Genomic DNA, 24,354 nt, shown 5'->3' on the forward strand with positions numbered 1-24,354 from the left:
CCCGCCATGTCGAGCATCTTCATCAAGCGGCCCATTCTCGCCTGGGTCATCGCCATCCTCACCATGCTTGCGGGCGGGCTCGCGATCGCCGGGCTGCCGATCGCGCAGTACCCGGACGTCGCCCCGCCGCAGGTAAACATTCGCGCCAGCTATCCCGGCGCCAATGCCGAGACGCTGCAGAACAGCGTCACGCAGGTCATCGAGCAGACGCTGACCGGCGTGGACCACCTGCTCTACTTCTCCTCCACGTCGAGTTCGCGCGGGCAGGCCGTCATCACCGCGACGTTCGCGAAGGGCGTCGATCCCGATACCGCGCAAGTGCAGGTGCAGAACCAGGTGCAGCAGGCGCTGCCCCGCCTGCCGACGCAAGTGCAGCAGCAGGGGCTGCGCGTCACCAAGTCCAATCCCGACCTGCTGATGATCGTCACTGTCTATGACGAGACCGACCGGCTCACCAATCAGGACGTCTCCGATCTCCTGACCTCGCGCGTGCAGGACACCGTCGCGCGGGTCAGCGGCGTGGGCGACATCGACGTCTTCGGCGCCCCCTATGCCATGCGCATCTGGCTGATCCCGGAGAAGCTGGCGAGCTACCAGCTCATGCCGTCCGACATCATCAACGCCATCCGCAAGCAGAACACCGAAGTGGCAGCGGGCGAGATCGGCGGCCAGCCGCAGCCGCGCACGCAGATGCTCAACGCCACCGTAACCGCGCAGTCGCGGCTCCAGACCCCGGCGCAGTTCGCCGCGATCATCGTCAAGACCCAGCCGAGCGGCGCGACGATCAGGCTGGCCGATGTCGCCCGTGTGGAACTGGGCGCGGAAAGCTACCAGACCGTCAGCCGCCTGAACGGCCACCCCGGCGCGGGCATGGCGATTTCGCTGGCACCCGGCGCGGACGCGCTGAAGACGGCCGAAATGGTCAGGGCGGAAGTGGAGAAGGTGGCGAAGACCTTCCCGCCGGGCATGCAGTACGCCTACGCCAACGATGCGACCGACTTCATCACGCTGTCGGTGGACGAGGTGGTCAAGACGCTGATCGAGGCGATCGTCCTCGTCGTCATCGTCATGTTCGTGTTCCTCCAAAGCTGGCGCGCCACGCTGATCCCCGCGATTGCGGTGCCCGTGGTGCTGCTCGGCACCTTCGGGATCATCTATCTGGCGGGCTTCTCGATCAACACGATGACGCTGTTCGCGCTCGTGCTGGCGATCGGGCTGCTCGTCGATGACGCGATCGTCGTGGTCGAGAACGTCGAGCGTCTGATGGAGGAGAACCCGTCGCTGACGCCAAGGCAGGCGACGTTCCAGTCGATGAAGGAGATCCAGGTCGCGCTGGTGGCGATCGCGGTCGTGCTGTCGGCGGTGTTCCTGCCGATGGCGTTCTTCGGCGGATCGACCGGCGTGATCTATCGCCAGTTCTCGCTCACCATCGTCGCCTCGATGACCTTGTCGGTGCTGGTGGCTCTGATCCTCAGCCCGGCGCTGACCGCCACCCTGTTGCGGCAGAAGCACCGCGGTGAGGCGCGCAAGGGGGCGCTTGCGCGGCTGCACCGGATTGGCGACAGGTTCAACGCCGCGATCGAGAACGGCACGCAGAGGTATCTTTCCGGCGCGCGCACGGTGCTGAAGCGCAAGTGGGCTTCGCTGGCAGTGTTCGCTCTGATTTCCGCCGCGCTTTACGGCCTGTTCGTGATGCTGCCGACCGGTTTCCTGCCCAACGAGGACCAGGGCATCGCCCGCGTCCGCTTCGAACTGCCGCCCGGCGCGACGCAGGGCCGCACGCTGGAGGTCGAGAACGAGATCGAGCGCTATTTCGCGAAATACGAGAAGGACAACGTCGATCTCATGCTGCTCAATGCGGGCGGCGGCGGTGCTTCGGGCCAGAACACTGGGCAGGGGTTCCTCAACCTGACCGACTGGGCGAAGCGCAGCGGCGAGGAGAACACCGCCGACGCCATCACCAAGCGGGCGACCAAGGCGTTCAAGAGCCTGCGCGATGCCAAGGCGGTCGCGCAGGTTCCGCCCTCGATCCGCGGTCTTGGCAAGTCGGCGGGATTCACCATGCTGCTGCAGAACGCCACCGGGATGCCGCAGGCCGAATTTGCGGCTGCCCGCGCGAAGCTGCTCGAGCTGGCCTCGTCCGACCCGATGCTGAACGCGGTGACGGTGACCGAACTGCCGGACGTCGATACCTTCAAGGTCGACGTCGACCAGCAGAAGATCGCCGCATCAGGCTTGGATCAGGACGACGTCAACGCCACGCTGGCCACGGCATGGGGCGGGCGCTACGTGAACGACTTCATCGACCGTGGCCGGGTCAAGCGCGTCTATGTGCAGGGCGACGCCCCGTACCGCGACGAGCCCACCGACATCGACCAGTGGTTCGTCCGCGCGCAGACCGGCGCAATGGTGCCGTTCTCCTCCTTCGCCAGTACGAGCTGGTCGGTGGTCCCCACCAGCCTGTCGCGCTTCCAGGGCCTGCCTTCGTTTGAATTCTCGGGCCAGGCGGCAAGCGGGTACAGCTCGGGCCAGGCGATGGATCGCATGGAACAGCTCGCCGCCCAAATCCCCGGCACGACGGTCGCATGGTCGGGCCTGTCCTATCAGGAGCGGCTGTCGTCGGGTCAGGCGCCGATGCTCTATGCGCTGTCGCTGATCGTCGTGTTCCTCTGCCTTGCGGCGCTCTACGAGAGCTGGACGATTCCGCTTGCGGTGCTTTTGGTGGTGCCTTTGGGTCTCATAGGTGCCGTTGTGGCCGTCAGCTTGCGCGGCCTGGACAACGACATCTACCTTCAGATCGGCCTGCTGACGACGATGGGGCTGGCGGCGAAGAACGCGATCCTGATGATCGAGTTCGCGGAACAGGCGGAAAAGCGCGGCAGCAGCGTGATGGAAGCCGCCTTCGAGGCTGCGCGCGTCAGGCTCCGCCCGATCCTGATGACCAGCTTCGCCTTCATTTTCGGCGTCCTCCCGCTCGCGCTTTCCACCGGCGCGGGCGCGAACAGCCGCATCGCCATTGGCACCTCTGTCGTGGGCGGGATGATCACCGCGACGATCCTGGCGATCTTCTACATCCCGTTCTTCTTCGTGCTGGTGCGGGCAGCCGCGCTCAAGCTGGGCGGCAGGGAGCATCCCGCGCGGCCGCAGGAGGAAATGGCATGAAGCCTATGAAATTCGCCCTGCCGCTGCTGCTTTCGGCCTGCTCGATGGCGCCGCGGGATGTGGCGGTAGCGCCGCCGGTGCCGGAAACCTGGCCGAGCGGGCCGGCCTATGGCGCACCGCAAGCTGCCTTGCCCGAAACAATCGGTTATCGCGGCATCTTCGCCGACCAGCGGCTGCAGAGCCTGATCGAGCAGGCGCTGGAGAGCAACCGCGACCTCAAGGTCGCCGCCGCCAACGTCATGGCGGCGCGAGCGCAAGTTCGTATCCAGCGCGCGGAGCAATTGCCCCAGCTCGACCTGACCGCCGGTGCCACGCATACGCGCAGCAACAACGGCACCCTGGGCAATCAGGGCGCCGCGACCGGCGGGCAGGTCCGATCGCGTACGAGCTATTCGGCGCAGCTGGGCATCACCGCCTTCGAACTGGACCTGTTCGGCAGGCTGGCATCGCTGAGCGAGGCCGAACAGAATCGCTATCTCGCAAGCGAAGCGGGCGCCCGCGCCACGCGGCTCGCGCTCGTGGGGGACATCGCGGACGGCTGGCTGGCCCATGCCGCCGATGCGTCGCTGCTGCAGGTCGCGCTCGATACCGTCGCCAGTGCGCAGCGGACCGTCGCGCTCACCCGTGCGCGCCTGGACGGGGGCATCGCGCCGCGCTCGGACTTGCGACAGGCGGAGCAGATCCTCGCCACCGCCGAGGCGGACGTTGCGAGGCAGCGCACCGCGCTGGCGCAGGACATCAACGGTCTGCAGCTTCTCGTCGGAGGCCCGATCGCGAATGACCTGCTCCCCGACCGGATCGAGCAGGCCGCGCAAGGCGTAAAGGAGGTCCCCGCAGGGGTGGATTCCCGGGTTCTGCTGCGACGGCCCGACGTCATCCAGGCCGAATACCTGATGCTTGCGGAAAATGCCGAGATCGGCGCCGCACGGGCAGCCATGTTCCCCCGCATCTCGCTCACCGGCCTGCTGGGCTTCGCGAGCAACGCGCTCTCCGGCCTCTTTACCGGCGGGGCGTTTCGCTACTCGGGTTCGGGGGATGCCAGCTATGCCATCTTCCAGGCGGGCGCGGCGAAGGCGGGTGTTCGCCTCTCGCAGGCACAGCGGGATGCGGCGCTGGCCACTTACGAAAAGTCGATCCAGTCGGCCTTTCGCGACGTGGCGGACGGGCTCGCACGGCGCGGCACGATCGACGCGGAAATGGCCGCGATCCGCCGTCAGGCCGTGGCCGCCGAAGATGGCTATGCGCTTGCCGATGCCCGATACCGGCGCGGCGTCGATACGTTCCTTTCCAGTCTCGTCGCCCAGCGCGCCGCCTATTCCGCGCGGCGCGACATCGTCGCCATAGAACTGGAGGCCGCGAGCAACCGCGTCGCGCTGTTCCGTGCCCTCGGCGGCGATGCCCGCTGGGAATGACGGCGCGTAACCGCTTTTCTTACTGACTTCCTGCCCCGAATTCCTGCGAGGTGATCCCCTTGTCCATGTTCGATACCATGGCGTCCGACGCCATGCATCTGGCCGACCCCGTCATGCTGGCATCGCTCGGCCAGATCGTGCTGATCGACGTCGTCCTTGCCGCCGACAACGCCATCGTCGTCGGGGCGCTGGCGGCGGGTTTCTCGCCGTCGCGGCGGCACCGCATCATTCTCATGGGGATCGCGGCGGCGCTGGTGCTGCGCATCGTTTTCGCACTTGCGGTGACGCAGTTGCTGCAGGTGACGGGACTGGTGTTTGCAGGCGGCCTGCTGCTGCTCTGGGTCGGCTGGAAATTCTGGCGCGAACTGCAGGCATCCGGCGACGATGCGGAGATTGCGGCCAAGCCGGCAGCGCCCAAGTCCTTCGCTGCAGCAGCGGTGGCCGTCATGGTGGCGGACGTCAGCATGAGCCTCGACAACGTCCTGGCCGTGGCCGGAGTGGCGCGAGAGCATCCCGGCCTGCTCGTTACCGGGCTGGTGCTATCCGTGGTGCTGATGGGCGTGGCCGCGAACTTCCTGGCGCGACTGATTGAGCGGTATCGCTGGATCGCCTATATCGGCCTTGCCGCCATCCTCTTCGTGGCGCTGCGTATGATCTACGAAGGCATTCTCGATCCCGAGCGGGGCCTTGCCGCGTTTCTGCAATAAGGCAGCAGCTCCGGCGGCGCGATGCACCGCCGGAGCCGTTGGACCTCAGTCGATCGCGTCGAGCTTGGCCAGCTGTTCCTTCGCGGCCTCGGGGGTGAGGGGCAGATACTTGCCATCGGCCTGCACCGCCGCCTGGCCTTCACGGCTGAGGACGTAGCGCAGGAATTCCTTGACCTTGGGGTCGATCGGCTTCCCCTTCTGCTTCTTCACGTAATAATAGACGTCGCGAAGCAGCGGATAGCTGCGATCCTGCACGGTCTTGAGCGTCAGCGGAACCGGGGCGCCCTTGCCGGTTGAGAGGGCGAGGACCTTCCCGCCGGGCTGGGCGAAGGGCATGCCGGTATAGCCGATGCCGTAAGGGTCGGCAGCGACCGCGTTCATGATGAGTTCGCCGCCCGCCGTCAGCGATCCGTCCTTCTTCAGCCCGGTGATGTTCGAATAGGCGCGCAGGTCCTCGTTCCACTTGGACGATCCCTTGAGCACCTTCTTGTCGATCTCGTCCTGGAAGTGGTACTTCGCGTTGTAGCCGTAGACGTGGATCGGCTTGTCGGCCCACTTGCCTTTAAGGCCCAGCTGCCCCCAGGTCCGGATGTTCTTCTCCGGTCCGCGCGCCCAGTCCGTGCGCCAGGTCAGTCCGTCCCAGCCGCCATCGCGCCGTGCGCCGAAGATGCCGTCGAGCTGCTCCATGCTGAGCGAGGCGAGCGGGTTGTCCTTGTTGACGAAGAAGCCGAGCGCATACGTCCAGCCGCGCACGTCGAAGCTGCCGGTGGCCATGACGATCTCGACCAGTTCGGTCGAACTCGCGCCGTCGTCACCGCCGCCCGCGCCTTCGCGCTCGAAGCCCTTGAGTTCGTCCCACAGCGCCTGACGGCCCATCGGCGCGAGGTCCGCGACGTTTGCCACCAACCCGGGGAAGCCGACGGCGGAGGAGTAGAGGTTGTCGGAGAACTGGATGCCGGGCTGATGCTTCCTGAACTCGGCTTCCCAGACATCGACGAGCCCGGAATCCTTGATGTAGTTGTTACCCCACTGCCGGATCGTGCCCGAGACCTGCTGCTGCGGCTTGTAGGATTCGAGCCCGGAGATATCGAACTGGGGCTCGTAGAATTTCTTCACCTTGCGGATCTTGGTGCCGATCGCACGGGCCTTCGACAGGGCGTCCGCATCGCGGGTGGTTTCCGGCTGCGCGCCTTGCTCGGCCGCGATCGAAGCCGATGGTGCCGCCGACAGCAACAGCGCGGCAGTCAACGCCAAAAATTTCATGGTATCCTCTCCTGACAATGGCGACACGATACGTGCCTGCCGGTCAGGATGGCAGTTCAACCTATCATCCACCTGACATTGCAGCGCAGCAACGGCGTGACGCGGGCTTTCTTCAGGGGGACTGCCGTTCCATCAGGCTGTCCCAGTTTTCCAGCAGGCGCCGTCGTTTGTGTTGATCGAGGTAGACCAGCAAGCCCGGCCCAAGCGGCACCGGACGGACGATGCCCGATTCGGTGATGCCGATGCCGCCGGTGACCGCATCCTCGCGGATGCCGTAGAACCCTGTATTGCGCGAGAGCGCGCGCTGGCCTTCCGGCGAGAGCAGGAATTCCAGGAAGGCATGCGCGCCCTGCGGGTTTGCCGCGTTGCGCGGGATGACGGCGGTGCGCAGGATGGCGAGGGTGAATTCGTGCGGGAACACGATCTCGAGCGGCGCCCCAGCAGCCTGCCGCCGCCGCGCGTAGCTGCTCAGGCTGTTGTAGGACATCGCCAGCTCGCCCCGGTCCAGCCTGCGGAAGATGGCGGAACTGTCTTCGTCGAGGAAGACCCCGCTTTCACCGAAGGCACGGAACAGGGCACTCGCGTCGCCGGACTGGCGATAATCCTGCGACAGCATCAGGTAGCCGGTGCCGCTGCGGCGAGGGTCGAAAGTGCCGATCCTGCCGCGCCAGAAAGCGGGGTCGGCTGCGATCGCCTCCAGCAGTTCGGAACGTGAGCGCGGGATGGTGCGACCATGCATGACGTTCGTGTTGAACACCATGACGATGGGCTCGAAAGTGACGCCAAAAGCCTCGTTGCGCCAGCGTGCCCAAGGCGGGAGCGCGGCGGCATTCTGCGAGACATGAGGACTGGATGCACCATCGTTGACGAGCTTGACCTGCAGATCCATCGAAGTGCTGAGCGTGAAATCCGCCCCGCTGCGCCTTTTCGCCAGATCATCGGCGACCTTGCGGTAGATGGAGAGGCCGTCCATCTCGTGATACTCGATGGTCGTCGAAGGATTTTTCTGGTGAAATGCCCGGATGGCCGGAGCGAGAAGGCTCTCCCCGCTGGTGCCCAGCACGATCACCTTCGAGCGCGGAGCCCTGCCGCCGTGCGAAACCGGGAAGATGGTGGCGGCAAGCGCCGCCGCGACCGCCAGCACGACGACGGCAATGATGACCGGTCGCCTGCTCATGCCTCTTGCACCAATGCCGGAATGCCGATGCGCACGATGAGACCTCCGCCTGGCCGGTCGAGCAGTGCGATCGTCCCTCCATGGCTGTTCACCGCGCGGCGGGCGATGGCGAGGCCCAGACCGGCACCGCCACGGGGCTGCGCGCCCTGGACGAAGCGCTCGAAACTTGCCTCCTTCATAGGGTCCGAGATGCCCCGGCCCCGGTCCGCGACGTCGATTAGGTAAGTCTCGCCCTCCAGGCGAAGGCCGAGTTCGGCTTCACCTCCTCCATGGACCCAGGCATTGTCGACGACGTTGCGCAGCGCTTCTGCAAGCATGAGCGGATCGCCCTGCGCCGGGGCTTCGTCGATCGCAATCGTCAGGTCGCACGTGCCGTCCTGGCGAAAGGCGGTCATTTCATGGACGGTTTCGCGCACCACGTCGATCACGTCGAACCGCTCGGAAGCCAGCGTGTCCGAGCGATGGCTCATCGTCGCGTCGCTGAGCATCTGGTTCACGAGCCGGGTCAGCTTCGCTGCATTGCGCTCGACCGCGTCGAGGCTGCGGCCGAGATCTTTCGCATCCGCCCGGTCCGCGACCTGCGCCTGCGCCCGGATCGCGGCGAGCGGCGTGCGCAACTGATGCGCGGCCTCGCCGACGAAACTGCGCAAGGTGTGGATGTTGAGCCGCAGGCGCTCCATGAAGCCGTCGATCGCGGAGACTAGGGGCACCACTTCGGAAGGGACCGGGGCGCTGATCGGATGCAGGTCGGTCGGCGCGCGGGTGGACAGTTCGTCGCCGATCCGTGTGAGCGGGCGCAGGGCATGGCCTACCCCGAACCACATGATCAGCAGGCCCACGATCGTCATGAAGGCGATCGGGAAAAGCGACCGGAGCACGAGTTCATGGACCAGCGCGCTATGGGCGCGCCGGGTCTGGCCCACCTCGACCCAGACCGGACGCAGGTTCGAGGGCGCGTCCACGCTTGCCAGCTTGCGCCCGACGGTGACGAAACGGACTGGCTCGCCGCGATAGTCCGCAGTGAAGAACGTCGCATCGGGGCGATAGGCGCTGGCGCGCGGGGCGACCGGGGACAGCGGGAGATCGCCATAGCCGGTGACGGTGTGCCCGGCGTCGTCGAAGACACGGTAGAACACGCGATCCTCCGGGGCCGCGCCGAGCGTTTCGAATGCCGAATACGGTATGTCGACGTCGAAGCCGGCGTTGGTCACGACGAGCGTTTCCGCGATGGAGCGTCCCGCGCTGGCCAGCAGCCGGTCGTACAATCTGTCCGCAGCGGTGCGTCCGAACGCGAACGCGGCAGCGTAGAGCCCCAGCATGCCGACCAGGAAAAGCGCCGCCATGCCCGCCGCAAGGCGCAGGCGGAGCGAGAACGTCCTAGGCGTTCGCGTCATTGGGCTCGGCCACGTAGCCCATGCCGCGCACCGTCCTGATCGTCAGCGCCTCCCCCAGCTTGCGGCGCAGGCGGCCGATGTAGAGTTCGATGGCATTTGCCCCGGCGTCGTCGTCGAAGTCGAACAGTTGCGCGCCGATCTGCTCCTTGGTCAGCACCTTGCCGATGTTGCCCATCAGGATTTCGAGCAGCCGGTACTCGCGGTTGGGCAGGTGTACCTGGATATCGTCGAGCAGCGCGCGCTTGGCGCTGCGGTCAAACACCAGCTTGCCCAATGTCGTGGTGCTGGTGGTGACGGACTGGGTGCGGCGCAGCAGCACACGGCACCGCGCATCCAGTTCCCGGAAATCGAACGGCTTGGACATGTAATCGTCGGCGCCGACATCGAGCCCGGTGACACGATCCTCGATATCCGATCGCGCCGTCAGCATCAGGACCGGGCACCGGTCTCCCCGGCTGCGCAGGCCCTGCAGGACGGAAAAGCCGTCCATCCCGGGAAGTCCGATATCGAGGATGACGAGGTCGAACGGCTGGTATTTCAGCACGTCGTCGGCTTCCTCGCCGTCCTTGAGCCAGTCGAGAGCGTGGCCGTCGCCGCGCAGCCGCCTTGCGATGGCGTCGCCAACATCCTCGTCGTCCTCAACCAGAAGAATGCGCAATCGTTCTCTCCCTTACGCAATTGCTGCGCAGCATGGGGCTGTTTGCATGCTCAGTTCAAGACCTGAGCGGCGGCAAATTTCGCTTGTGAAGAAATTCCGCGATGCTGCGCCGCAATGACGGCTCGTTGACAGCTTCGTCCGGCAGAACGGGGTCCATTGACAGACGGCGCGATGCGTCGTCAGGGGCAATAATCGGGAGAGAGACATGACTTCCAGGTCTGGAAGAACTGCTGCTGTACATCGCTCGACCAGCCGCGCGCTGGCCGCAAGTTCGCGCTACGCGATCGGGGCCGTCATGCTCTGCGGGCTCGCAGCGGCGCAGGCTCAGGACACCGCGCCGCCGGCGCCGTCGCACGCACAGGACGACAAGCGCGCGACCGGCGAGAGCTACCAGCAGATCATCGACCGGCTGGGCGACGGGATGCTCGAAAACCTCGTCATTCGCGGCGAGCACAACGCGCGGACCGACGCGCGCGCCAAGAAGCGATTCTATACCCAACTGGCGCCGATGGACGATTATCCGGCCTATGCGCCCAAGCAGCAGCTTTCCGGTACGATCCGCATTTCCGGGCTTTACCTGCACGACGGGCTGATCAAGGATCAGTGGGTCGCGGCGTTCCAGAAGTTCCAGCCGGGCGTGAAGGTCGAGATCGTCCAGCAAGGCACGATCGCGTCTGGCAAGGTCGACATCCAGACCGGCCCGCGCATCGCCGACCGCCTGCGCGAAGTGTCGGAATACGAGCGCTCGACCAAGCAGCGCATCTTCGAGGTGGACTGGGCGACGGGATCATACAACGTTCCGGGCTGGAGCCCCGGTTTCGTCATCTTCGTGCACAAGGACAACCCGATCGCGCACATGTCGGTCGACCAGCTCGACGGCATCTTCGCGGGCGCGCGGACCGGCGGCTGGAAGGGCACGACCTGGGATCCGGGCTCGGCGCGGGGAGCGGACAAGAACCTGCGGACCTGGGGCCAACTGGGCCTGACCGGGGAATGGGCGGACAAGCCCATCCACATCTACGGCCGCCCGCTCAAGTACAACATCCAGCTCGGCTTCGAGCGCAAGGTGTTCCAGGGCGGCGACATCTGGAACGAGAATACCATGGAGTATTCGCACGAGATGAACCCGGACTATACCCGGTACACCTCGTCGGTCGAAATGGTGAAGGACATGGCTGCCGACAAGTACGGCATCGTGTTCAGCGACATGGGCTCGTCGATTCCCGGCGTGAGGGCGCTGCCGCTTGCGGCCACCAAGGCGGGGCCGTTCGTGGCCATCACCGAGCAGTCGCTGCGCGACCGCAGCTATCCGCTGTTCATCGAGCAGTGGGCGCAGGCGCGCCTTGCGCCGGGCAAACCGCTCAATCCGCTGGTGAAGGAATTCCTTACCTTCATGCTCAGCCGGGAAGGGCAGGATGCGATCCAGCGCGATGGCAAGTGGTTCACCGTCCCGGCCTCGCACGCGCGCGAGATGATCGCCAGGCTCGATGCCATCGGCCCGCAGGTCGATGAGCGCGAACTCGGGCTGCAGACCGACATGATCGCGCCCAAGAAGTGGGAAGGCGAAAGCCCCGACGAAACCGGCAAGGTTTCGGCTACGCAGGCGTACTACACGAAGCGGTTCGACCTTTCGGGCCTGCCCGCTTACAAGCCGGGCGCGCAGGTATCAGGCGTGATCCGCATGCCCGCGAGTGGGCAGATGATGGCCAGCAAGGTCGGCCCGGCATTGGTCGCTGCCTTCGAAAAGCTGCACCCGGGCGTCAAGTTCGAATTCAAGGACGGCGATCTCAATTCGGGGCAGGTCGATGTCTCGATGGGCCGCAAGTGGACGACCTACTTCGCGGGCGAATACTACAACTTCCAGATGAAGCACGAACGCTCCCCGCGCGAGATACAGATCGCGACCGGGTCGGCCGATGTTTCGGGCTGGAGCCCCGCGTTCGCGATCCTGGTGAACGCAAAGAACCCGATCAAGGGCCTCAGCGTGAAGCAGCTCGACGGCATCTTCGGAGGACCGCGTCGCGGCGGCTGGGCCGGTACGACCTGGCGCCGTCAGGCCGGGCGCGGTGCGGACCAGAACATCCGGACCTGGGCGCAGGCCGGGGTCACGGGCTACTGCGCCAACAAGCCGATCAACGTGGTCATCCCGCCGCTCAAGTATCACCTGATGTCGGTGTTCGAGCGCAAGGTGCTGGCGGGCGGCAATATCTGGAACGACACCGCGCGGGAAGTTCCGCTCGCGCTGAACGCGGACAAGAGCCGGACCGTGCCGAGCGCGGACCGCGCGAAGATCGTCGCCGAGGACCCTTGCGCGATCACCTTCGCGCCCTCGACCTTCGCGGCGGCGGGGACGCGCGTGGTGCCGATCTCGGACGCAAAGGGCAAGGCGTTCGTCAAGCCCAGCCTCGATACCGTGCAGCAGGGCAGCTATCCACTGGGTCTCGGCGTCTATGCCTATGCGGACCAGCTTGCAGGCCAGCCGATGGAGCCCCGGCTCAAGGAATTCCTGCGCTTTGTCCTGAGCCGGGAGGGTCAGGAGATCGTCCAGGCCGACGGCAAGTGGCTGCCGCTGACGGCCAAGGTCGCGCGGGCGCAGATGGAAAAGCTCGACGTGGTGACACCGCAGGTCGTTGCGCCCAAGCCTGCGAAGAAGCCTGACATCTACCTGCCGCCGGACTCGTCCGAAGGATCCTGACGCAGCTGCAGCGCACTAGCCCCAACATTTGCGCTGCCGACGCGCCACCAACCTTGGGGCGAACGCAAGTTCGCCCCATTCTTTTTGCGCTGTCGCGGCGGTTCAGCGAACCGCGTAGCTGGCGACAAAACCCAGATGGTCCGACAATTCGGTCCCGCCGTTGCCGATGCCGAAGGGCACTTCCAGGTCGCGCAAGGCCAGTCCCTCGTCTGTGCCGGCGCGGAAATACTGCTTGTCCTTGGCGCGTGAGAGGATCGCGGTGCGGTCGCGCGCGGCCATCCCCGTCGTGTCGATCGAATTCGCCAGAGACGTTGCCTCCCGCGCCCCGGGCACGATGCCGCCTTCGGCCTCCTCGGCCGCGACGCGGTTGGGGTCGTGGCCGAGATTGAAATCCCCGCCGAAGATGATGTCCGTATCGGCCTGCACATTGGCGCGAATGAAGTTGCGTGCGGCGGCGACTTGCAACGCATAGGCGGTATTGGCCCGGTTCACGTCGACGCCGGAAGCCTTGCGTGAGTTGAGATGGGTGTCGGCGATGGCGACGGGGCCATCGTGTCCCGGCACCTTTATCCACGCTAGCAGCACACCCTTGGCGGCCAGGCAGTCGAAGCCGGCGCACATGTCGGCCGGGAACGCCATCTTGCGCGTGCGGACTATGGGATAGTCGGACAGGATCACGAGGCCGCTATCGACCCATTTACCGAGGCTTTCCCCCTTGATCCAGGACGCGCCCGCGGCAAGATCTGTGGGCGCACTCCGCACGTCGGAGATTTGCGGCCCCAGCGCGACATGAGCGTATCCGGCGGCCTGCGCGATGGCCTTGGCTTCCGGTATGAAGGCCTCCTGAAGCAGGACGACATGCGGCTGCACCCCGGCGCGGCGCAAGTAGCCCAGGCGCTGCCCGATCTCGGTCAGCTTGCCGGCGCGGCCGTAGGCGGCGGGGAAGGGCAAGCCCTTGACGTTGTAGGTCATGACCGAAAGCTCGCCCGCCACATGCGGACGGGCGTGCACCGGCTCGGGCGAGACGGCGGCGGGGGAAGGCAGGGACAAGTTCAGGGCGAGGATTCCCGCCAGGGTGGCGACGGTCAACATGCGCAGGCGCTTCACGCGAGATACTCCCACAGGTTCACGCAGTAGACCCCGCGGTCCGGCGTGACCCGCACCTTCGAAATTCGATGTGCGGTTCCCTGCAGGCGACGGAGTCCCAGCATTGTCCCGGGTTTGTCGGACAGCAACGGAAGGGAAGCGGCGCGGATGCGCGGAACCGGAATCTTGAGTCTATTTTGCGTGCTGGCGGCGGCGGCGGCGGCGGCTGCGCCGGCCGGTGCGGAGGCACGCTCTGCAAAGATGCACGGTGCCCGCGCGGTCTCGCTCCTGCCTGAACAAGTGCGCTGGAGCGGGCACGATCGCGGCATCGTGGATCGCGGGAAGGCCGTCAGTCTGGCGGTCGATGGCGGAGATGCGGGCTGGAGCTTCGACTACCTGTCCCTGCGATCCTCACGCGATGGCGACGTGGACTGCTGCGCGTCGGGCGATCATTTCAGCGATCATCAGGCAGGGCTGCGCGCATGGCACGCCGTGGGCGACGGGGACACCGTCGGACTACGCGCCGATATCGGCAAGGCGGGGCGTCGCAGCATGTCTCCCGCGGTGCTTCCCGCGAAATCGACGGCGGGCTACGCATCGGCGCAGGTGACCTGGGATCATCGCGGCCAGTGGTCGGTCTCGACCGGATGGTTCCGGCAGGGCGGCTGGGGTGGCCGGCAGATGGACCTCGATGTGATACGGATGGGCAACGGTGAACCGGCGGCGGCACGCGGTGTGCGCGCCGCCTTGCGGATGAACCTGAGCGACGGGGGTGACGACGCGCGCACCTGGCTGATGCTGGAGGCTCGCGAAGGCCGCCGCGCGGTCGGCGCCGGAACGGGAATGCGCCATGCGAGCGACGTCGGGTTTACCCTGACGTCGATGTTCTGAATGGGCGCGATGATGACACCGGCGGCTCGTTCGCGTAAGGGTCTGCTCCGCCCTGGAGGGGAGACTGCATTTGCCAAGGCTGGACGGGCAATGACATCCGATGGCCACGAAGTTCCGGTCGATGCCGGCCTGCGCCAGTTGTGCCTGACGCTGCGGCCCGAACTGCGCCGGTTCCTGCTGGCGCGCCGTGTCAGCGAGACGGACGTCGACGACCTGTTGCAGGACCTGTTTCTCCGGGTGGAGACGAGTGTGACCGGACCGGTACGCTCGCCGCGGGCCTATCTCTACCAGATGCTCAACAACATGGCGCATACCCGCCGCCGTACCGAAGCGCGGCAGCAGGCTCGCGATGCGGACTGGCTCGGCGCGCCGTCCGGCCTGGCTGCGACGGATATCGAGATGGCGGATCTCGCTCCGGACCAGGAGACGACGCTGCTCGCCCGCGATCATCTGGCTCGCGTGGAAGCGCGGCTGGCAAAGCTGCCGGAACGCACGGCCTACGTCTTCCGGCAATATCGCATCGCAGGCGTGTCGCAGAAGGAGATCGCGCGCGATCTCGGCATCAGCCTGAGCGCGGTCGAAAAACATCTCCAGCGCGCCTATGGCGCCGTACTTGAAATCCGCAATCGTCTGAACCCGGAGGCGATGCCGCCGACCGGTTCAGGCGGGACAGTCCTCGACACTGCAGGAGGCACCGATGCAGCCGCTCGCTGAACAGACCATGCGCGATGCAGCGATCGCCTGGCACTTGCGCCTGAGCGATGGTTCGGACGCGGACTGGGGCGGTTTCGCCGACTGGCTCGAAGCCGATCCGCGCCACAACGACATCTACGAAGCCGTCTGCGACGCCGACCTGGCGCTGGAGCCGGCGGTGGAGATCGCCCGCGAAGCGCCCGCTGAAGTCGAGGTCGATCCGTTCCCGGAGATGGCGCAGCTGCGCCCCGCACGCCGCTGGATGTGGCCGGCAATGGCCGCTTCCGTCGCTTTCGCAGCGCTGGGCACCTGGGCCGGTTCCGGCCTTCTGTCGAGCGATTATTCGGTGCGTACCGCACCTGGAGAGACCCGGACTTTCGCGCTGTCTGACGGCACGCGTATCGTCCTTAACGGCGGGACGGAGATCGTGCTGGACAAGTCCGATCCCCGGGTCGCCACGCTCAAGGGCGGTGAGGCGCAGTTCACGGTTAGTCATGACGCCGCGCGGCCCTTCACGCTGTCGGTCGGTGACCAGCGCATCGTCGATGTGGGCACCGTATTCAACGTGCGCAGTGGCAAGGACGTGCTGCGGGTCGAAGTGGCCGAAGGCGCGGTGCGCTTCGAGGACGGCATGACTCGCCTGCGCCTGAATGCCGGGGATACGCTCGATGCGGGGAGCGGCAGCATCGTCGAAGGTTCGAAGCCGGCGGCGGAGATCGGCGGCTGGACACGCGGACGGCTGGTCTATCACGATGCACCGATGGTCGAGGTCGCGGCGGATATCACCCGCGCGCGGGGCATTGCCGTCGAACTGGGTTCGGATATTTCGCATCGTCGTTTTTCCGGCGTCATTCAGCTTGATGGCGATGACGTCTCCCTCCAAAAGCGCGTCGGCACTCTGCTTGGTTTGAAGGTGACGGCAACTGCCGATGGTTGGTCGATTACGCGGTAGGAGATGGGCGCGCGCAAGCCTGGCAACGGCGGTTGCTCTGGCGCTTCCCGTATCGGCTCAGGCGCGGCCCGCGCAGCAGTTCTCGGTTCCGGCCGGGCGGCTGTCGGACGCACTGATCGTGCTGTCGGAGCAGGCGGGTATCTCGATCGCGATCGGGGACAGCCGCCTCGATACCCTGCGTACGCGCGGGATCAGGGGGCGCTATGACACGGAGCAGGCGCTGGCCGTGCTGCTTGCGGGCAGTGGCTACGGTTTCGTCTTCGTCGATGCCCGGACCGTGAAGCTGGTGCGGCAGGCCCCGGCGCCGCGCAAAAGCACTCCCCGCCCCCCGCGCCCATCCCCGCCTGCGGAGGGTTCCGGCCCCGACATCGTCGTCACCGCGACCAAGCAGCGCCTTGGGCTGCTCGACTACCCTGCCAGTATCTCGGTCGTCGCGCCCGAGCGGACGGAGCTTGCGCGCGCCGGTGGCAAGGGCACCGGCTTCATCCTCGGCAAGCTGCCCCAGCTTTCCTCCACGAACCTGGGGCCGGGCCGCAACAAGGTGTTCATTCGCGGGATCGCCGACAGCAGCTTCAACGGTTCCAGCCAGGCGACGATCAGCCAATACCTGGGCGAAACGCGTCTGATCTACAGCGCGCCCGATCCCGATCTGGCGCTTTACGACATCGCCCGCGTCGAAGTGCTCGAAGGGCCGCAAGGCACGCTCTACGGTGCGGGGACGCTGGGCGGCATCATCCGTCTGGTGCCCAACGCGCCCGACCTGCAATCCGATACCTTCGACGTGTCCGCAGGCGTTCGCCTGACGCAGGACGGTGCGCCGGGCGGCGACGGGGCGGTGACCGGCAATCTCGTGCTCGCGCGGGGCAAGCTGGCGCTGCGCGCAGTTGCCTACGAAACCGTTGACGGCGGCTATATCGACGATGTCGAGCGGGGCTTGCGCGACATCAACCGCAACAAGACCACGGGCTTCCGCGCCGGTTTGCGCTGGCAGCCGGACATGGCGTGGACCGTCGACCTGTCGGTCCTCAGCCAGGACATCGCCTCTCGCGACGGGCAATACACCTTGCGGGGCGAGCCGGACCTGACCCGCCGGTCCGCGATCGCGCAACCGTTCGACAACGACTATCGACTCGCCGACCTCACGGTGCGGCGGGACTGGGGCGCGGTGCAGTTGGTGTCCTCCACCGGCTACGCCGATCACACGATCGATTCCACGTTCGACGCGACGCCTGGCGACGCCGCATCGCCGACCGAGTTCACCGAGGAGATCACGGTGCACCTCCTGTCCCACGAGACGCGATTGTCCGGCAGTTGGGGCGGATCGGGGACCTGGCTGGCCGGGTTCGGCGTCGTGCACAACGACGACCGGGTCGTGCGCAGCATGGGCACGCCCGGCTCGCCGGACCTGCTCACCAGCCTTTCGAACACGACGCTCGACCTGGCCGGGTTCGGGGAAGTCGGGGTGCCGATCACGAAAACGCTCGTGCTGACCGCAGGCGGACGGCTGAGCTACGTGCGGCAGACGAGCCAGTTCATCGGGCAGATGGCGTCCGAGGACTTCGAGCCGGTACGCACCCAGAAGCGGTTCCTTCCCTCTGCCGCGATTTCGTGGACGGCGCGGCCCGGACTGCTCGCCTATGGCCGTTTCCAGCAGGGCTATCGTCCCGGCGGGCTGCAGGTGACGGGTTCCTCCAACTCGCAGAGCGCCGAGCGTTTCGGGGCCGACCGTATCCGCACCCTCGAGGCGGGCGTTCGTTTCGGGATGGAGAAGGATGCCCGCCTCTCGGGAAGCCTCGCGGTCTCGCTGGCGCAGTGGCGGGACGTGCAGGCCGATCTCGTGGGCCTGGACGGGCTACCCTATATCGCCAACATCGGTTCCGGCCGTGTGAAGAACGTGGCGTTTTCGCTGGCATGGCGCGCTCAGGACCATCTGTCGTTCGAAGCCGCGGGCTTCCTCAATTCCAGCGACTTGTCCAAACCGGCGGCCGCCTTTGCCGACGCCACCGATCGTGACTTGCCCAACATCGCCGACGAAGGCTGGCGCGTGGCGGCCAAGTACGATCGGGAATTGTCATGGGCGCGGATCACGCTCGACGCAGCGGTACGTTATGTCGGTCATTCCAAGCTCGCGATCCGGGCGCCTTTCGCGCTGGGGCAGGGGCGCTACTACGACGTATCGACGGGCGCGCGACTGGGCTTCGGCAAATGGGGCTTGGCGCTGGACCTCGACAACCTGCTCAATACCCGCGCGAATACATTCGCCTTTGGCAATCCCTTCTCCGTCGCGGACGGACTGCAGCAGACGCCGATGCGTCCGCGCTCGATCAGGATAGGTTTCGATGCAAGTTTCTGAGAAGCGCCTGCTGGCCTCGATCCACGACGTCGCGCCCTGCTTCGAAAGCCAGGTGGACCGGCTTGCCGACCTGATCGAGGCGCGGCTCGGCCCGGCGCGTTATGCCATGCTGGTGGTGCCCGATCACTGGGGCCGTGCTCCGATTGCCGAGGCGCGCGGGTTCCAGGCCCGGCTGCGTGCCTGGGCGGACAGCGGGGTGGAGATGTTCGTGCATGGCTGGTTTCACCGCGATACCGCCGAGCACAAGGGCGCGGCCAGCCTGAAGGCGCGGCACATGACGGCGGGCGAGGGGGAGTTCCTGGGCCTTTCCCATGCCGAGGCCCTGCAGCGCATGCGCGACGGCAAGGCGCTGGTCGAGGACATCATCGGCAAACCGGCCGCCGGTTTCATCGCGCCCGCCTGGCTCTACGGTCCGGGCGCGATGCAGGCGCTGGGTGAATGCGGCTTTGCCCTGGCCGAGGACCACATGCGCGTGTGGCGACCGGGGCAAGAGGACAAGCCGCTGGCGCGCGGACCGGTAGTCACCTGGGCATCGCGCAGCACGATGCGCACGGCGTCCTCGCTGGCCTTCGCGGCGTTGGCGCGGCCGGCGCTGCAGCCGCTGCGCACCTTGCGGCTGGCGGTCCACCCCGGGGACGTGACCAAGGCCTCGATCGTCGCCAGCATCGATGCCACCTTGCGGGCTTTCTCCCGTCGCCATGTCCCGGGCCGCTACGCCGACCTCCTGAAATAATTTGCATATCCCCGCACCAGGGAGTGCGGGTCCTGTCGGGGCGCGGAGTCCCATGGGCATGACGGAGCCCTTGCGGATCGCAATACCCATCCACAGCTTCGAACCCGGTGGGGTCGAGCGTGTGGCTCTCAATCTGGCTGAACGCTGGCAGCAGACCGGCCACCAGGTGTCCATCGTTCTGGGACGGGACGAAGGCTCGGATCGGGGGCGCGTCAGCGCGCACCTCGACTACCGGATCGTCTCGAGCCGCGTGCCGACCGCGCGGTTCGAGACGCTCTGGATGATCTGGTGCTTCTTCCTACATCTTTCCCGCGAGCGGGTGGACGTGATCTTCTGCCCCGGCAACACATACGCGATCGTCTGCGTCGCCGCCCGCCTCCTGCTGGGTGAGCGCTGCCCGCCCATCGTGAGCAAGGTGAGCAACGACCTCGTGCGGCGCGACAAGTCGATCTTCCGGCGGCGCGTCTACCAGTTGTGGTTGCGGGTGCAGGGGATGACTCTGGACCGGTTCGTGGCGCTGGCCGAACCCATGCACGGCGAGATCGTCCAATCCATGTCAGTGGGGGCACATCGTGTCACGACCATCCACGATCCGGCGCTCACCGAGGCGCGCTATGACCGTCTCTTGGCGATCCCCCGCATTCAGAGGAGCCGCCATCGCTATCGCTTCCTGGCGCTTTCGCGTCTCGTGCCCCAGAAGAACCTCGAAGTCATGCTGCGGGCCTTCGCAGCCGGCTTCAGGCCGGGCGACGAACTCACGATCGTGGGCGACGGGCCGGAACGGGCGCAACTCGAAGCGCTCGTGCGCGGTCTGGCGATCGAGGAAAAGGTGCGCTTTCGCGGCCATGTGATTGATCCCGACCCTTATCTGCGGGACGCCGACTGCCTTCTGCTTTCCTCGAACTACGAGGGCGTGCCGGCCGTCGTCCTGGAAGCGATCGCCGCCGGGCTTCAGATCGTCGCCACCGACTGTTCCTCCAGCATGAAGGAACTGGCCGGACGAGGGGTGCGCGCCACGCTGGTGCCGGTCGGGGACATCGACGCGATGGCGCGGGAAATTGCGCATGCGGACGAGCTTCCGCGGCCCGGCCCGATGCAGCGCGAGTATTCGCACCGCTTTACTGTCGAGATCGCTGCCGGAGCCTACGTGACGACCATGCGGCGGGCCATTGCTTCGGCCAGACATATGCGGGTCCTGATGGCCTCGCCAACGCTGCGATAATCGCGAACCTCCCCTGGCTATCCCGTTCACTCTCAAGGAATTCCTTGTGCTTCAGCCCCCTTCTCTTTCAATGGCGGAACGACCGAACGTGATGCTTCGCGCGCAGGATACGCTATCATGGAAGCGCCGGACTGCGCTGTTGCCGGTCCTGTTCTCGATCCTGATCGCGCTTGGGGTGGTCCTCGAGCTGCGCGGCATGGACACGGTGCGGATCCTGTCCATGGTCCCTCGCGATCCGGGCTTCTGGATCGTCTTCGCGCTCAGCTATCTCGCCGGTCCCGGCAGCGAGTGGTTCATCTATCGCCGCTTGTGGCAGCTCCCTGTGGAAGGTTTCGCGGCGCTGCTGCGCAAGCTGGTGTGCAACGAACTCCTGCTCGGCTACCTGGGCGAAGCCTATTTCTACACCTGGGCGCGCCAGCGTGCCGCCATGACCGCAGCGCCCTTCGGAGCGATCAAGGACGTGTCGATCCTGTCCGCGATGACGGGCAACGGCGTCACGCTCGTCCTGCTGGTGGTGCTGTGGCCCTTCCTGGGCTCGTCCACGATCGGGTTCGAGAACCGGGCGGTCATGCTGTCGCTTTCGGTGGTGCTGGCAACGTCGATCCTGGCGATGGCGTTCCGGCGCCGGATATTTTCGCTGGACCGGGGCGCGCTTTGGTACATCACCTTCATGCATCTGGGGCGCATCGTCCTTACGACGATCCTTTCGGCGGTGCTGTGGCACATGGTACTCCCCTCGGTTCCGGCGATGTGGTGGCTGCTGCTGGCGACGATGCGCTTGCTGATCTCGCGCCTGCCGTTCATCCCGAACAAGGACGTGGTCTTCGCGGGCATCGCCGTCTTCACGCTTGGTCACGAGACCGACATCGCCGCGCTCATGACGATGATGGCCTCGGCGATCCTGTTGGTGCACCTTGTCCTGGGGCTCGGTCTGGTGATGTCCGACCTGCTGCGCCGAGCCGTCGACGCATGGTGATCCGCGCCACGTCGCTGTTTGTGACTGCCCTGCTGCTCGGCGCGGCGGCGCTCCCCTCTTCGCCTGACCTGGGAAAGAAGGAAGGGCAATGCCGCCGGGATGAGCAGGGGCCGTCGCTGCTGGTCGATGTCGAGGGACTGAAGGACCGGCAGGGCTCCCTGAAGCTGGAAGTCTATCCCGCCAACGACGAAGACTTCCTGGCGGACGATAACGTCCTGCTCAACGCCGGAAAGGTTTTCCGACGGGTCGAGGTGCCGGTTCCGCAGACAGGAAGTGTCCGCTTGTGCATCCGTGTTCCGGGACCGGGCGCATATGCGGTCTCGCTGCTGCATGACAGGGATGGCAATCGCAAGTTCGGATGGACCGTCGATGGCATCGGCTTCTCCGGAAACCCGAAGCTGGGCTGGAGCAAGCCGAAGGCGGCCAGGGTTGCGGTGACAACCGGCGCCGGGCCGACACTGCTGTCCATCCTGATGAACTATCGCAGCGGCCTGGGCGTCGCGCCGCTCAAGCGAAAGGGCTGAGCCTTGAAAATCGTCGATGTCTGTGCCTTCTACAGCCCCCAGGGCGGCGGGGTGCGTACCTATATCGAGCAGAAGCTGCGGATAGGCCCGCAGCTCGGCCACGAGATCGTCGTCATCGTCCCGGGCGAGGAACATGCGATCGTCGAGCGCGGTCCCGGCGCATCGATCGTCACGTTGCCGTCCCCGCGCTTCCCGCTGGACCGCAAGTACGGCTACTTCGCCGACGAGGCCGCGCTGCATGCCGCACTGGATGCGCAGAAACCCGATGTGGTGGAGGTCTCGTCGCCCTGGCGCAGTCCGGCCATGGTGGCCCGCTGGCAGGGCAACGCGCGCCGCAGCCTGGTGATGCACGCCGATCCGCTGTCCGCCTACGCCTATCGCTGGTTTGAGCCGTTCCTCGCTCGCTCCCGTATCGATCGCGGGTTCGAGCGCTATTGGGATCACCTGCGCGAACTCGGCCTAGCGTTCGACATGACCGTCTGCGCCAACCACGACCTCGCAGGCAGGCTTCGCGATGGCGGGGTGTCCGGCGTGCGCGTTCATCCGCTCGGCGTCGAAACCGGCGTTTTCACGCCCGAGCGACGTGATCCGGAGTTGCGGGCACGGCTTCTGGCCCTGTGCGGCCTTGATCCGAATGCCCGACTGCTGGTGGCGGCGGGCAGGCTGGCGCCGGAAAAGCGCTGGCCGATGGTGGTGGATGCGGTCGTCGCGGCGAGTGCGCAAGTGCCGGTGGGCCTGGTCCTGTTCGGCGAAGGCCGCGAGAAGCGCGCGATCCGCAGCGCTATCGCCGGCAATCCGCACGTCCGCCTGTTCGAGCCCGAGCGCGATCGCTTTGCCTTCGCCGCAATCCTGGCGAGCGCCGATGCCGTCGTCCACGGCTGCGAGGCCGAGACCTTCTGCATGGTCGGCGCCGAAGCACGGGCCAGCGGAACAACCGTGATCGTGCCCGATGCGGGGGGCGCTGCCGATCATGCGCTGAACGGCGGTGGGCTGACCTTCAAGGCCGGCAACCGTTTCTCGCTGGCGAATGCGATCGTGAAATTCTGCGAGAGCCCGCAAATCCCGCAAGGCCAACGCAAGGTCGTCAGCAACCTCCAGCATTTCGAGGGGCTTTTCGCCGCTTACGGGGAACTGCGCCGCAGCGTCAGGGCCGCGTGACGTCGAAAAAATTGTGACGGATGGGGTGCGGGTCTTCGCGGGTCGCGGAGTCAAGCCACTATGCGCATCGGATTCCTGTTCAATCACGACCAGATACACCAGGTCGCCCATAGTCTTCCGATCGCAATGGCCCTCGTTGAGATCGGCTTCGGCGGGAAGATCGTGGTCGCCACGACGAACGCGGCGCTGGCGGCCGAGGTGCGGCGCATCGGCGGCGCACATATCGGCTCGACCATCGAACATGTTGAACTCGAACCGTCCCCGCTGTCGCGGCGGGTGGATGCACTGCTCGGCAAAGTGGTGCCAGCCGGAAAGCTGCTGATCTATCGGGACAATCTGGCGTTTTTCCGTGGTCTTGACGTACTGGTGGTGGCGGAGAAGACCTCGCTGATCCTCAAGAAGCGATACGGTCTCACCAACCTCGGCATCGTTCACACCCGGCACGGCGCCGGCGACAGGGCCATCGGTTTCAACAAGGCCAGCGCCTGCTTCGACCATGTGCTGTGCTCAGGCCCCAAGATCCGCGACCGGCTTGTTCAGGAAGCCGGGATGGCCCCCGAGGCGATCACCATCGTCGGCTACCCCAAGTTCGATCTGGTCCGCGAAACCCGGCAGGTCAGCTTTCTTCCCACCGTGGAGCAGGTCGTGCTCTACAACCCCCACCCGTCGCCGCACCTGTCTTCATGGTATCGCCACGGCCACGGCGTCTTCGAGCAGTTCCTGGGACGCGCCGACCAAGGGTTGCTGTTCGCCCCGCACGTGATGCTGTTCCAGCGGCAATACGTAGTGACGATCGACAGGCTGACGGTGGATCGGGCAGGAGAGATACCGCCCCGTTTCCTGCGCGGCGACAACATCAAGGTCGATCTCGGCAGCCGGGCATCGACCGACATGAGCTACACTCTCTCGGCCGACGTCTATCTCGGCGACGCGAGCAGCCAGGTCTACGAATTCCTGCTGCGGCCGCGGCCCTGCATCTTCCTGAACACCCATGGCCACGAGTGGCATGGCGACCCCAACTTCCGGCACTGGACGGCCGGGGAGGTCATCACCCGGCCCGAAGCATTGCTACAGGCGCTGGAGCGGGCCGAAGAGCTTCACGCGACCCGTTACCGTACCGTGCAGCAGGACCTGTTCGCGCAGAGCTTCGATCTTCAGGACACCCCGTCTTCCATTCGTGCCGCGAATGCCGTAGCGGCTTTCGCGGAACGGCGCCGCCGGGATAACCGCCATCTCAAGCTCGTTCCGGCGTGAGTACAAAGACTGGTAATGTCGGATAGCAAGCCGCTAGAAGCGCA

19 protein-coding genes are annotated in these 24,354 nt (G+C 66.1%); 14 read left to right on the forward strand and 5 right to left on the reverse strand.

Going from position 1 to position 24,354, the window contains the following annotated elements; genetic code table 11:
* The first annotated feature begins 6 nt into the window (after positions 1-6).
* The 3 genes from BES08_RS22735 (at position 7) to BES08_RS22745 (ending at position 5,281) form a co-directional block, all read left to right on the forward strand.
* A complete protein-coding gene (locus BES08_RS22735) occupies positions 7-3,162 on the forward strand; it encodes a multidrug efflux RND transporter permease subunit (protein WP_036528391.1) in 3,156 nt (1,051 codons plus the stop codon).
* Between the two features lie 5 nt (positions 3,163-3,167).
* Positions 3,168-4,574 carry an efflux transporter outer membrane subunit gene (locus tag BES08_RS22740; RefSeq protein WP_081799147.1) on the forward strand — a complete coding sequence of 469 codons (1,407 nt, stop codon included), beginning with the start codon at positions 3,168-3,170 and terminating at the stop codon, positions 4,572-4,574.
* 65 nt (positions 4,575-4,639) lie between these two features.
* Positions 4,640-5,281 carry a YjbE family putative metal transport protein gene (locus BES08_RS22745; protein ID WP_036528388.1) on the forward strand — a complete coding sequence of 214 codons (642 nt, stop codon included), beginning with the start codon at positions 4,640-4,642 and terminating at the stop codon, positions 5,279-5,281.
* 45 nt (positions 5,282-5,326) lie between these two features.
* Here BES08_RS22745 and BES08_RS22750 read toward each other — a convergent pair whose 3' ends face one another.
* The 4 genes from BES08_RS22750 to BES08_RS22765 all read right to left on the reverse strand — a co-directional run bounded on the left by BES08_RS22750 (position 5,327) and on the right by BES08_RS22765 (position 9,773).
* Entirely contained in the window at positions 5,327-6,544 is a 1,218-nt protein-coding gene (locus BES08_RS22750; RefSeq protein ID WP_008828742.1) for a PstS family phosphate ABC transporter substrate-binding protein, read from the reverse strand.
* Between the two features lie 112 nt (positions 6,545-6,656).
* Positions 6,657-7,721: an ABC transporter substrate-binding protein gene (locus tag BES08_RS22755; RefSeq protein ID WP_036528386.1), complete on the reverse strand. Its 1,065-nt coding sequence runs from the start codon at positions 7,719-7,721 to the stop codon at positions 6,657-6,659.
* The gene (locus BES08_RS22760) at positions 7,718-9,115 is read right to left on the reverse strand and encodes a sensor histidine kinase (protein ID WP_036528384.1); all 1,398 of its coding nucleotides are present in this window, start codon (positions 9,113-9,115) and stop codon (positions 7,718-7,720) included. Before BES08_RS22760 ends, BES08_RS22755 begins: the two co-directional genes overlap by 4 nt.
* Entirely contained in the window at positions 9,099-9,773 is a 675-nt protein-coding gene (locus tag BES08_RS22765) for a response regulator transcription factor (RefSeq protein WP_008828745.1), read from the reverse strand. Before BES08_RS22765 ends, BES08_RS22760 begins: the two co-directional genes overlap by 17 nt.
* 205 nt (positions 9,774-9,978) lie before the next feature.
* Between BES08_RS22765 and BES08_RS22770 the strand changes: the two genes are divergently transcribed.
* A complete protein-coding gene (locus BES08_RS22770; RefSeq protein WP_231958336.1) occupies positions 9,979-12,468 on the forward strand; it encodes a PstS family phosphate ABC transporter substrate-binding protein in 2,490 nt (829 codons plus the stop codon).
* A gap of 102 nt (positions 12,469-12,570) precedes the next feature.
* On the opposite strand, the gene BES08_RS22775 is transcribed toward BES08_RS22770, so the two are convergent.
* Positions 12,571-13,575 carry an endonuclease/exonuclease/phosphatase family protein gene (locus tag BES08_RS22775; protein ID WP_036528381.1) on the reverse strand — a complete coding sequence of 335 codons (1,005 nt, stop codon included), beginning with the start codon at positions 13,573-13,575 and terminating at the stop codon, positions 12,571-12,573.
* A 147-nt stretch (positions 13,576-13,722) separates the two neighbouring features.
* Between BES08_RS22775 and BES08_RS22780 the strand changes: the two genes are divergently transcribed.
* The 10 genes from BES08_RS22780 to BES08_RS22825 all read left to right on the forward strand — a co-directional run bounded on the left by BES08_RS22780 (position 13,723) and on the right by BES08_RS22825 (position 24,310).
* Positions 13,723-14,445 carry a hypothetical protein gene (locus BES08_RS22780; protein ID WP_156799949.1) on the forward strand — a complete coding sequence of 241 codons (723 nt, stop codon included), beginning with the start codon at positions 13,723-13,725 and terminating at the stop codon, positions 14,443-14,445.
* A 90-nt stretch (positions 14,446-14,535) separates the two neighbouring features.
* Positions 14,536-15,159 carry an RNA polymerase sigma factor gene (locus tag BES08_RS22785; protein WP_036528377.1) on the forward strand — a complete coding sequence of 208 codons (624 nt, stop codon included), beginning with the start codon at positions 14,536-14,538 and terminating at the stop codon, positions 15,157-15,159.
* Positions 15,143-16,090, forward strand: a complete 948-nt coding sequence (locus tag BES08_RS22790; protein ID WP_036528375.1) for a FecR family protein — start codon at positions 15,143-15,145, stop codon at positions 16,088-16,090. Before BES08_RS22785 ends, BES08_RS22790 begins: the two co-directional genes overlap by 17 nt.
* A complete protein-coding gene (locus tag BES08_RS22795) occupies positions 16,068-18,443 on the forward strand; it encodes a TonB-dependent receptor (protein ID WP_069709468.1) in 2,376 nt (791 codons plus the stop codon). The genes BES08_RS22790 and BES08_RS22795 overlap by 23 nt, the downstream gene beginning before the upstream one ends.
* Positions 18,430-19,176: a DUF2334 domain-containing protein gene (locus BES08_RS22800; protein ID WP_036528371.1), complete on the forward strand. Its 747-nt coding sequence runs from the start codon at positions 18,430-18,432 to the stop codon at positions 19,174-19,176. The genes BES08_RS22795 and BES08_RS22800 overlap by 14 nt, the downstream gene beginning before the upstream one ends.
* A gap of 58 nt (positions 19,177-19,234) precedes the next feature.
* Positions 19,235-20,398, forward strand: coding sequence for a glycosyltransferase (locus BES08_RS22805; RefSeq protein ID WP_036528426.1), 1,164 nt, complete (start codon positions 19,235-19,237; stop codon positions 20,396-20,398).
* A gap of 91 nt (positions 20,399-20,489) precedes the next feature.
* The gene (locus tag BES08_RS22810) at positions 20,490-21,374 is read left to right on the forward strand and encodes a hypothetical protein (RefSeq protein ID WP_036528424.1); all 885 of its coding nucleotides are present in this window, start codon (positions 20,490-20,492) and stop codon (positions 21,372-21,374) included.
* On the forward strand, positions 21,368-21,898 hold the full coding sequence (locus BES08_RS22815; RefSeq protein WP_051587062.1) for a DUF2141 domain-containing protein: 531 nt from the start codon (positions 21,368-21,370) through the stop codon (positions 21,896-21,898). Before BES08_RS22810 ends, BES08_RS22815 begins: the two co-directional genes overlap by 7 nt.
* Positions 21,899-21,901: 3 nt before the next feature.
* Positions 21,902-23,056: a glycosyltransferase gene (locus BES08_RS22820; protein ID WP_008828756.1), complete on the forward strand. Its 1,155-nt coding sequence runs from the start codon at positions 21,902-21,904 to the stop codon at positions 23,054-23,056.
* A gap of 60 nt (positions 23,057-23,116) precedes the next feature.
* Positions 23,117-24,310: a CDP-glycerol glycerophosphotransferase family protein gene (locus tag BES08_RS22825; RefSeq protein WP_036528370.1), complete on the forward strand. Its 1,194-nt coding sequence runs from the start codon at positions 23,117-23,119 to the stop codon at positions 24,308-24,310.
* The last annotated feature ends 44 nt before the right edge of the window (positions 24,311-24,354 follow it).

The sequence above is a fragment of the Novosphingobium resinovorum genome (assembly GCF_001742225.1).
Taxonomy (GTDB): Bacteria; Pseudomonadota; Alphaproteobacteria; order Sphingomonadales; family Sphingomonadaceae; genus Novosphingobium; species Novosphingobium resinovorum_A.